This window comes from Candidatus Villigracilis sp., from assembly GCF_057083605.1.
This window is the reverse complement of the sequence record NZ_JBXMTI010000028.1, coordinates 36,737-47,111: the sequence shown is the minus strand read 5'-3', so window position 1 is coordinate 47,111 and position 10,375 is coordinate 36,737. Positions and strand designations below refer to the sequence as shown.

General features: G+C 45.8%; 8 protein-coding genes. 7 read left to right on the top strand and 1 reads right to left on the bottom strand.

Annotated elements, in window-relative coordinates:
- Positions 1-141: 141 nt before the first annotated feature.
- The 6 genes from AC14M5_RS04815 to AC14M5_RS04790 all read left to right on the top strand — a co-directional run bounded on the left by AC14M5_RS04815 (position 142) and on the right by AC14M5_RS04790 (position 6,087).
- Positions 142-762 carry an SHOCT domain-containing protein gene (locus AC14M5_RS04815; RefSeq protein WP_484028502.1) on the top strand — a complete coding sequence of 207 codons (621 nt, stop codon included), beginning with the start codon at positions 142-144 and terminating at the stop codon, positions 760-762.
- A gap of 28 nt (positions 763-790) precedes the next feature.
- Entirely contained in the window at positions 791-1,084 is a 294-nt protein-coding gene (locus tag AC14M5_RS04810; protein ID WP_484028501.1) for a nucleotidyltransferase family protein, read from the top strand.
- Between the two features lie 136 nt (positions 1,085-1,220).
- The gene (locus AC14M5_RS04805; protein ID WP_484028500.1) at positions 1,221-1,541 is read left to right on the top strand and encodes a hypothetical protein; all 321 of its coding nucleotides are present in this window, start codon (positions 1,221-1,223) and stop codon (positions 1,539-1,541) included.
- A 9-nt stretch (positions 1,542-1,550) separates the two neighbouring features.
- Positions 1,551-2,606 (top strand): hypothetical protein, encoded by a 1,056-nt coding sequence (locus AC14M5_RS04800; protein ID WP_484028498.1) that lies wholly within the window; start codon positions 1,551-1,553, stop codon positions 2,604-2,606.
- An 84-nt stretch (positions 2,607-2,690) separates the two neighbouring features.
- Positions 2,691-3,656, top strand: a complete 966-nt coding sequence (locus AC14M5_RS04795) for a hypothetical protein (RefSeq protein ID WP_484028497.1) — start codon at positions 2,691-2,693, stop codon at positions 3,654-3,656.
- Positions 3,657-3,681: 25 nt separating this feature from the next.
- Positions 3,682-6,087 (top strand): tetratricopeptide repeat protein, encoded by a 2,406-nt coding sequence (locus AC14M5_RS04790; protein WP_484028496.1) that lies wholly within the window; start codon positions 3,682-3,684, stop codon positions 6,085-6,087.
- Positions 6,088-6,226: 139 nt separating this feature from the next.
- On the opposite strand, the gene AC14M5_RS04785 is transcribed toward AC14M5_RS04790, so the two are convergent.
- The gene (locus tag AC14M5_RS04785) at positions 6,227-8,206 is read right to left on the bottom strand and encodes an SPFH domain-containing protein (RefSeq protein WP_484028495.1); all 1,980 of its coding nucleotides are present in this window, start codon (positions 8,204-8,206) and stop codon (positions 6,227-6,229) included.
- A 301-nt stretch (positions 8,207-8,507) separates the two neighbouring features.
- Here AC14M5_RS04785 and lepA point away from each other — a divergent pair, with 301 nt between their 5' ends.
- Positions 8,508-10,307 carry a translation elongation factor 4 gene (lepA, locus tag AC14M5_RS04780; protein WP_484028494.1) on the top strand — a complete coding sequence of 600 codons (1,800 nt, stop codon included), beginning with the start codon at positions 8,508-8,510 and terminating at the stop codon, positions 10,305-10,307.
- Positions 10,308-10,375: the final 68 nt, after the last annotated feature.

The following is a 10,375-nucleotide window of genomic DNA, read 5'->3' as shown; positions in this document are numbered from 1 at the left end:
GTGGCTTGCTTGTCAAATAAAAAGAGACAGGCATCTTCGCGAAGATGCCTGTCTCTTTTTATTTGACAAGCAAGCCACCGATCTTGAAAAAGAGTACAATATTGTTATCTTGATTTTCTCGTTCAGGACAGGAGAAAAATTATGGCAAACGATTACGTCCAGGAGATGCTGGGTGAAAACGAACGTATATTGCTGGTCACACACCAGCATAAATTTGTACTCTTCAGCTCGATCTTCGCAGAGATTGTTGTCACGCTGATCGTGATCGTGGCAATATCCGCCATGGCAATGGCCAATCCGCTGGTGGCATTCGGCTATCTGCTTGCGCTGGTGCCGCTGGCCATCATGCTGCGGGATATCCTGCTCTGGAAGAACCACGAGTACGTTGTCACCAACCGTCGCGTGATCCAGGTCTCCGGTATCCTTAATAAGGATGTGGTCGATTCTTCGCTGGAAAAGGTCAACGATGTGAAGATGACGCAATCCTTCTTTGGCAGGCTCTTCGACTATGGCGATATCGAGATCCTGACCGCCAGCGAGATCGGGGTCAACCTCTTCAAGCGGATCGGCGACCCGGTCAAATTCAAGACTGCGATGCTGAACGCCAAGGAGAAGCTCGGCTACGAAGGGACAGGTTCTAATGCTCAACGCGCTGAAAGCATCCCAGCCCAGATCGCCGAGCTGGACGAATTACGCAAGCAGGGCATCCTGACTGACGCGGAATTCCAGGCAAAGAAAAAGGAACTGCTGGCAAAGATGTAGGTTGTGGATTGGGCGTTATAATAGCGATATGAAACAGGATGTTGTTCTCCAAACCTTGAAACAAAAAAACGCCGAACTGACGAAACAATTCGGTGTGAAATCCTTGCAGTTGTTTGGTTCAGTGGCAAGGAATGAGGCCACTTCCACCAGTGACGTGGATTTGCTTGTGGAGTTCAACCGTCCTGTTGGATATTTTGGCTTGTTCGCTTTGCAGGACTATCTTGAAAAATTACTTGATTGTCGCGTAGACTTGGGGACCCCCGACAGTTTGAAGCCATATATCAAAGAGCGGGTCATGGGGGAGTTGATCCGTGTCGCCTAGTGGCTGGCAGATTGGGAATTGGAAATCCGCAAGGCTGTACGCGAACTGAGATAGCTATTTGAGTTGACAAACTGTTGCTGTCGTCATAGAATCTATACATCGTATTTGGCCTTACCCATAATCTGGAGGGATTTCCATGACTGAACCTATTGAAACCATCGAATTAGAATTAGAACCAATACCACCTGATACTGTTGCTTCGAGCAAAGCTGAATTGATGCCGATAATTCAACAAGCTCTTCAAGCAGCAGGGAAAGATAACCTACTTTCTGACGGCCAAATTGACATTCAAGTGGAGAAGACATTCCCTATTGATGCGGCGATAGTTGTTGGATTAACATTTCTGTCAGGGGTGGCCTTGGAGACTTATAAAGCATTAGTTCTACCTGCTCTTAAGAAACGGTTTGCAGTTAGAGAAAGACCTAATTCAAAGCCAAAGAAACATCCTCGAAAATAGGAGGAAAATATGTCATTGCCCGAGGGGGTCTCCGCCAAGTTTGGCACTTATATGTTGGCTTGCAGAGAATTGCTAAGCCACTTACCTGCTTTAAAGCTTGCGACCATTGGTGACAATCGTCTATCTGAGAGTGATTGTATTAGGCGATTTGATGAGGTTATGCATGATTTCTTTTCACGCTCTACTGTTAATGATATTTCTAAAGCCGGGGAAAGATTTTGTGATAGATTAGACGTTGAGACTCGCGACATTCAAGATGTGAATAATGATGCTGCTAATGTATTCGATGAAATAGTTACCAATATTGCTTCAAAAGCATCGAGTTGGGATTACATCGCAGATTTAGAAAGTTTTCATTCACAAGGTCGTGATCTGGCTCAGCTTTTCTTTTCTGGCTCGGTGAGTCAGGTAACTCAGAGTCGTCTTAATACCATCGGTAATCTTGAGGTTGACTATATAACATCATCTGACGGGAGAGATGCCTGTGCAGAGTCTTTTGGCTTTCAACTGGCCCCTATAGCTTGTCATTCATATCAAACAGATCAAGGTCAATCTGCTACCAACATTAAAGTTAGATTCAATTTTGCTCATAACTTTTCGCTATATTTAGCTTATCCATTCCTTTTTTTACATGAGTATACTGCGCATATTTACTCTACAGACTATGGAAATGAACGTTTTAACGATGGTTGGATGTTGCATGCAGCATCATCGTTTCTCTTTCAAACGCAAAGGTTAGCGAAGAAACAGATTATTGTTGACGATCAAATAGGAATATTTGAGGCTCGCCTTCGTGGACTAGTAAATTCTATTCCTCGGCGAGCTTCTGGGTTTGCTGGTGAATTTGAACGGGTAATTTGTAAAAATCTTCCAGAACGATTTTTACAAATTACCCATCAACTGGCAGAGTTTGAGCCCCAAAACATGGAAAGCGCATCTTGGCCCAATCAGTTTATCAATGCACTTGAGAGTGGATTCTTGAAGAATCGAGAAATACTGACGCAAATGGTTGGAGAATCGACTGATATTAAGGAATTGATGAAGAAATTACATTTCCGTAGTTGACAAAAAAAAGAAAATATTGTATATTTCACTTGCTCAAATGAGCAAGAAACAAAGGGGTGATAAATTTTGTGAGGCAAGGATTATATGAGCGAAACAAAATTCAAGGTTCGGTATAGTACTTTGCTCCTAAAGGAATTTACAGTAGCTGATATTATTAGGGTTACAGGACTTAATCCCGAAAGTATCCGTACAGAGCTTCAACGTATGCGGCAGGATGGGTTCTTAATTTCGACACCAAATCCAGATAAGCAGAAAAAAAAAGGCGGCCGCTCCTCTATTTATCACTTAGCTGATGATCCTGAGAAATTACTTGAATTATCTAAAAGTGTAGAAGCTTTTTATCCTCCATTATCTTCGACTGACGTGCCAAGTAGCCGCTATTATAAATCAGCAAAACAACTAATTGACCAAGCACTAGTTTCTGTAGACTCTAATAATAATGAATTGCTCTCTAACGCTGAAAGTGATTTAGATCTTGCGGAACAGGCTGAGGGTGGCGTTTTAGCATCTCAGCTAGTGAAAGCATACCTAGATCATGAGCGAGCTCGTCTATTGTATTTAAGCGGCAAATATGACCAAGCCTTGGATGTGTTCAAAGATTTGCGAAAGTTCTTTGATAGTAATCGCATAGAGACCATAGTTAAACAGATTGACGAATATATTTTGTGTTTGAGGGCTAGCATGAGTTTTGCTAGCGGAAAACCAGGCAGGTATGGGAAGGTAGAATGGGCCAGATGCGTACTCGATGCATTAAATGAGAGTGCTTTCCAAACAGAAAGTCCATTAGTACTTCTCTTGTTAGATCTATTGCGCGAACTTTCAAGGACAGGTGATAAAGAACTCATTACTAGCATAGCACAAGAGGTTGTTCAAGCCCATTCAATAATCGCTGAAAGAGCAGAGATGATTCGAAATGAGAATCTCTTTCAAGTAATTCAAAAGATTCAGGCAATAGGATCTATCTATGAACAAGACTTGTCGTCGAGAGATGATGAAAAACCTATTTCTGTAGGTAATTGGCCTCAACCGAGTCGAGACGAAAGCAGATAAATGTTTTTTAGCTGAGGATTTGTGTATGCTACAACAGTTGAATACTGCGAACCATGAAGTAGATGATGCATATCTAAACCTTTGTTTGGCATTGAGAAAGGTAAAAAAATACGACGAGGCAATTGAGGTCCTTCAGATTGCATTAAATCGAAATCGGAACTCACTTTCACTTCAACTTGCTCTTGGGTCAACATTTCTTGACAAGGGGGAGAATGACCTAGCAATCGAAACACTAGAAAAAGTTGCCCAAGATGCCACAAGAGATAAAAACGAAATCGCTTCCGCGGCTCATATTAGCCTAGGATTAGCATATCAAAATCTTGGAAAACACGGAAAAGCAATTGAAGTTCTTAGACAGGCACTCAACCTGGTTCACGATAATCCAGAACTATACAATTACTTGGGGCAAAGTTTGTATTATTCTGGTCAACACGAAGAATCAATTGAGTTTTTTGACAAAGCTTTATCGCTTAATTCTCGCAATCCCGAATTATATAGGTGTAAAGCACGAAGTCTACGAGTATTGCGGCGCTATGATGATGCAATAAAAAATTTTGATAAAGCCATCAAGCTCAGAAAGAATTTTGCGCCAGCTTTAGCAGGTAAGGCTGAGACATTAAGATTGATGGGACGTCAGGACGAAGCAGTACTTTTTTTTAAGAAAGCTTTAGAGCTAGAGCCAGGTGATACTTTTGCTTTTTTCTATCAAGCCCTAGCCTTATACGAGTTAAATCGCTATGTTGAAGCCTTGAGCCTTTGTGATGAAGTAATTAAACTAAATTCCGAGCATATCAATGCAATCGGTCTTAAGGCTGACATTTTCCGGCGGATGGGTAAATATGAAGACGCATTACCTCTGTTCGATAGGGCAATTGAGCTTAGCTCTGGTAACTCCTTGATAATTGCAAGCAAAGCTGAACTGTTAAGACAAATGGGGAATTATGAAGGAGCAATATCATTGCTTGACCGTGTGATAGAGACCGATCAAAACAATGATTGGGCATTAGCTAGCAAGGCTACAACATTGGGCCAAATGGAAAAATATGAAGAAGCCCAGCCTCTTTTTAGTCGGGCAATAGAGCTTAATCCTAATAATGTTCTGGCAATTGCAAATATGGGTGATATGTTGAGGAGAATGGGAAAGTATGGCGAAGCAATATCTATGCTAGATCGCGCTATTGATTTGTATCCCAACCTTGGCGAGTCAATCACTAGCAAAGGCGTTGCCCTAAACCAAATGGGAAAATATGAAGAAGCAATACCATTATTTGATCGTGCAATAGAACTTAATCCTAATAATGCGTGGGCAATTGCTCAGAAAGGTTCAAGCCTGCGCCAACTGGGTAGCTATAAGGAAGCGATATCATTATTTGATGATGTAATAGAACTTAATCCTAGCTATGCGTGGGCAATTGCACAGAAAGGTGCAAGCCTACGCCAACTGGGCAACTATAAAGAAGCAATACCATTATTCGATCGTGCAATCGAGCTTAGCCCGAAATATGCATGGGCAATTGCTAGTAAAGGTGTTGCGTTAAGTCAAATCGGAAGGTATGAAGACGCTCTCTCCTTCATTGATCAAGCCATAGTGCTTAGCCCGAAATATGCATGGGCAATTGCGCAGAAAGGTTCAATATTAGGTCTTTTAGGTAGGTATGAAGAAGCGATTTCTAACTTAGACCAAGCTATGGAAATTGACCCTAAATATATCTGGGCAATTACAGCTAAAGCCAGGATCTTAAAGAATATGGGCCTTTATCAGGATGCTGTAACTGAGTATAGGCGTGCAATTGAACTAGATCCCAAGAATGAATACGCCCACAATGGGTTAGGAATTGCATATCGGCATTTGGGGCGCTATAAAGATGCTATTTCAGAATATGAGAACGCAATTGCTGTAAATCCAAAAGAGCCAAATTATCATCAAAATATTAGTATTGTTTATTCATCCATGGGAGATTTTGATAAATCATATACTAAGCTTCAAGAAGCACAAAAACTGGCTCCGGAAGCTGCTTCGATACTTACGGATTTGGGCTATATGCTAATCGTTAAAGGTGAATTGGATGCGGCAAGAAATTTATTATTGAAGGCGCGAAGAAAGGACAAAACCAATCGCCAAATAATAGTCAATCTTGGACTGTTGCAATACAAATATGGTCACAACGCAAAGGGGCGAAATTATCTAAAAGAAGCATATGCACTTGCCAAGGCGGATAACGAAAAAGATGTTTTTGATAGGCTTCAAGAGAGATGGTTGTATTCTGTCGTCGAAGATGAGACCGCAATTTTTTCTGATTTTCTTTCAAAACAAGAAATTCCTCCTTCATTACTAGACGACTTGATTCGTGATACAGAGCTAGTCATACCATCTCCTAAATCGCCTAAAATCTTTAAAGCATTGCTGGCCGCTTTACAAAAGCACCGATAAAATAACTTCGTGAAACAGGGCAAATACACGGACAAATAAATATCTCGCGAAACAGAATCAACTCCCACCTTCGCATGCATCGTTTGTGCTTTTAGTACAAGAATGGGACTGGTCGATGCGACCAGTCCCATTCTTGTATTTACTTCTTCTTTTCTATATCCTTGCGTACCTGTTCCCTCAAAGCCTCGGCTTCAGGGGAACGTTTGGTCTGCGAAGCTTCGTTCGCCAGGGCGCTGAAACGTTCTGAGAGCAGCATGGTCAGCAGGCCTTCCATCACATTGCTGGATGTCGCGCCACCGCCCTTCTCGCCATTGTTGCCGCCAACGACCACACGGGGAACCACATCCACACCGGAAGTTTGAATGGCTTCAGCGAAGCGGTTGAGCACTTGCTGAGTCACCTGGAACTGCGGGCCGCCATAAGCACGGACCTGTTCTTCGGTGGCAAGCGCCTGCGCGATACCGATGCGGGCAATCTTTTCAGCTTCCGCTTCAGCCAGCGCGCGGATTTGCTGAGCCTGTTGCAAAGAGCGTTGATACTCAGCCTTACCCTGGTCCGTTTGAATGTTGATGTTCAACTCGGCTTCGGTCAGCTTGGTTTGCATTTGAGCGCGTGACTGAGCTTCTTTTAGCTCACGTTCCTTGACGGATGCTTTCTCCTGCTGGGCATAGGTCTCCACCTGTTCGGTAGCCACCTGACGCGAGCGCAACTGATTTAGGATCGTCTCAATTTGAGTATCATTCTCCGGCGAAGAAGGCGTACCGATCAGCACTTCCTCCAGCTCGAGGTTGTAATGCTCAAACTTTTCCTTCATCTCCAGGCTGGACTGTTGTTGAATGGTGCTGCGTTCCTGCAAGAGCTGAATGAGTGTGCGCGTCTGGCCCACGTTCTTGAAGTAGGCGGATACCATCGGGTCGAGGGTTTGTTCCACCAGTTTTTTGATATCACCAAACCGTTGAATCACGAGCGGAGCCTTCTGATAGTCAATGTGGACAACGACTGATAAAGGCAGGGACGGCTCAAACGCGTCCTTGGTGATGAGCGAGACTTCGGTTAGATTCTCGTCGAATTTGTGAGAGCCAACATCCGCGCGGATCCATTTGAGGATGAAGTTGGTCGTGGGCACGGAAATGACTTTCCCGGCATAGGTGTTGAAAGCATATTTACCGGGCAGCAGAGGCTCACTCCAAATACCACGGTTGCCTTTGGATGCCAGCTCGCCGTGACGATAATCCTGGCCTGAGAGGTCAGCGCCCATTTCACCCGTGTAGGAGACTACCACGCCTACATTACCAACCTCGATAACCGTCTTCTGGATCATCTCTATCGTGCCGAACAATCGGTTGACGTAATAAGTTCCTTCGACCAGCACTTGCAACTGGCGTCCGCGCAAGCCGCCGGCGCGCAGAAAGTTATCAGCATCCTGGAATTTGTTATGGTATGTATCCGCCTGCGCCGGGTCATCGCCAACCACGGGAGCGATGATCTCACCCTGGGGCAGAGACGGGCCGTCATGAATGGTGACTACACCGACCGTGTCATCGGTATCCTTTATCACCACAGGGCGGAAGCCGCCGCGCTGCGCAATGACCTCTGCCATGCTGCGGATGGTATCGCCTTCTTCCTTGCTGAGGGCTAACGTGTAAATGCGCTCCTCTGTGATAACAATGAACTGAACCAGGTTGAAGGCGTAGGTACCTTCACGCAAAATACGGCGCTGCGGACCGCGCTGTCCGCCGTTCTTCAGAAAACCTTCCACGTCCTGAAAATCCGTCACCGTGGCATTGGATGCCAGCACTTGCGCAGGGTCCAATTGCTTGCCGTCACGCGCGAAGATGTATCCGATCTTGCCCTGGGAAATGGTCACCAAAGGCATGGTATGAACAACATACTGGATGGGCATCAAGTAGTGCAGCCCACCACGCAGGATGCGCGGCTGGTAACCTGCCTCGCCGTTCATGGCGATAAAGCCAGATTTCACCGAGCCTTTACCGCTGAATCGTTTCTCAATGATGCCGATACGGTTGTTGGGAATGAACCGAATACCGGATAGCAGGATGAGAAACAGAATTCCACCTACTACAAGAGCCAAGACGACTAAAACAGATAAGCCAGACATTTTTTCTCCTTGTGCGCAGATACGCACAATAAATAAATACGGATTTGCCCCATCAGGGTTGCTTTATTGTACTCTCCACCGCAGGTGAGAACGTCTTCATTCTTAATTTTGGAGCATCGTAGGGGCACAGCGGGACGATCTCTCGTGTCATTTCGACAGGCTCAATGCAAGCCTTTGCGGTTCAAAACTCGGTTATACTTTGCCCCGCATACAAGGTACTGTGTTGAAATTTTATATCAACATACCACGACATTTATGCAATATATTTTTTACGCAAAAGAGATTATCTCCAGAAAGCCGTATGACAGACCACATCCGCAATTTTTGCATCATCGCCCATGTTGACCATGGCAAATCCACGCTTGCCGACCGCCTGCTTCAATTAACAGGCGCCATATCCGAGCGTGATATGACCGAGCAGGCGCTCGATAGCATGGATCTCGAACGCGAAAAGGGCGTCACCATCAAGGCTTCCGCGGTCCGCATGTTTTACAACGCGCAAGACAATCAAAGATATGAGATGAACTTGATCGACACGCCCGGCCATGTGGACTTCGGCTACGAAGTCAGCCGTGCGTTGAAAGCCTGCGAAGGTGCTGTGCTGGTGGTGGATGCGACTCAGGGGATCGAAGCGCAGACTCTCGCAAATCTCTACCAGGCGCTCGATGCCGACCTGGTAATTGTTCCTGTTATCAACAAAATTGACCTCCCCTCGGCCCGTCCCGATGAAGTGGCTGAAGATGTAGGCTCCCTGCTCGGGGTCGATCCCGATGCGGTTCTTCGTGTCTCCGCCAAAGAAGGCATCAACATAGATCAAATCCTTGAGGCCATCGTCGAACGTGTGCCGCCTCCCAAGGATGTGGACGACAAACCCGTCCGCGCGTTGATCTTTGACGCGCATTATGATTCGTATAAAGGCGTGATCGCGTACGTGCGCATCATGGAAGGCAAGATCAAATCCACCGATGTGCTGCGCATGTTGGCGACCAAACTAGATTTGCGCCCCGTTGAAATTGGTATCTTTGTGCCAGGCATGCAGCCTGTGGAAACTCTTGGCTCCGGCGAAGTAGGTTACATCGCCACAGGTTTCAAGACCGTGCATGAGTGCCGCGTCGGTGACACGATCACGCTGGCTTCTGCGCCCGCGGCAGAACCCCTGCCCGGATATTTCACGCCCAAGCCGATGGTCTTTGCGGGCATCTATCCCGTTGAAGCAGATGATTACAGCAGTCTGCGCGAGTCTCTTGATAAACTGCAACTCAACGATGCTTCACTGACATTCCAGCCTGAAACATCGCAAGCATTGGGCTTTGGTTTCCGTGCCGGTTTCCTTGGCTTGTTCCACATGGAAATTATTCAGGAACGCATCGAACGTGAATACGACCTGGATGTGCTCTTCACTGCTCCCTCGGTGGAATATGAAGTATTGATGATCGACGACGAAGTAATGAAGGTTGACTCGCCCGCCGAACTACCCGACCCAAGCAAGATCGTGGAAGTGCGCGAACCGTGGATGAATATTGAGATCATTACCCCCACCGATTACTATGGCCCCATCATGGATCTGGTCACGAAGCGGCGAGGCATCTTCAAACAACAGGAATATCCCGCCCCTCATCGCGTTCAGCTTGATTTTGAGATCCCGCTTTCAGAAATTATTATTGACTTCTTCGATCACTTGAAGTCACGCACCAAAGGCTATGCCTCGCTCGATTATCAATTCCTTGAATATCGCGCCGACAAGTTGCAGAAGCTGGAAATCCTCGTCAACGGCGAACCTGTAGATGCGCTGGCGGCCATTGTCCATGAGAAGGATGCCTACCACAAAGGCCAGCGGCTTATCACCAAGCTCAAGGAGTTGATCCCGCGTCAGTTATTCGATGTCGCCGTTCAAGCTTCTTCGGGCGGACGAATTATTTCGCGCGCGAACGTCAAAGCCACGCGCAAGGACGTTCTCGCAAAATGTTATGGCGGCGACATCTCGCGTAAAAAGAAATTGCTTGAGAAACAAAAGAAGGGCAAGAAACGCATGAAGATGGTGGGTAGTGTGGAAATTCCACAAGATGCATTCATGGCCGTCCTTAAACTAGATGACGAATAATATTGTAAGGGCACAGCGAAGTGTTGAATTACCAAACTCATCAACCATCTCGCTGTGCCCCTACGCAT

Coding starts and splice junctions, on each gene's coding strand:
- AC14M5_RS04815 (WP_484028502.1), top strand. CDS start 142: ATGGCAAACGATTACGTCCAGGAGATGCTGGGTGAAAACGAACGTATA.
- AC14M5_RS04810 (WP_484028501.1), top strand. CDS start 791: ATGAAACAGGATGTTGTTCTCCAAACCTTGAAACAAAAAAACGCCGAA.
- AC14M5_RS04805 (WP_484028500.1), top strand. CDS start 1,221: ATGACTGAACCTATTGAAACCATCGAATTAGAATTAGAACCAATACCA.
- AC14M5_RS04800 (WP_484028498.1), top strand. CDS start 1,551: ATGTCATTGCCCGAGGGGGTCTCCGCCAAGTTTGGCACTTATATGTTG.
- AC14M5_RS04795 (WP_484028497.1), top strand. CDS start 2,691: ATGAGCGAAACAAAATTCAAGGTTCGGTATAGTACTTTGCTCCTAAAG.
- AC14M5_RS04790 (WP_484028496.1), top strand. CDS start 3,682: ATGCTACAACAGTTGAATACTGCGAACCATGAAGTAGATGATGCATAT.
- AC14M5_RS04785 (WP_484028495.1), bottom strand. CDS start 8,206: ATGTCTGGCTTATCTGTTTTAGTCGTCTTGGCTCTTGTAGTAGGTGGA.
- lepA (WP_484028494.1), top strand. CDS start 8,508: ATGACAGACCACATCCGCAATTTTTGCATCATCGCCCATGTTGACCAT.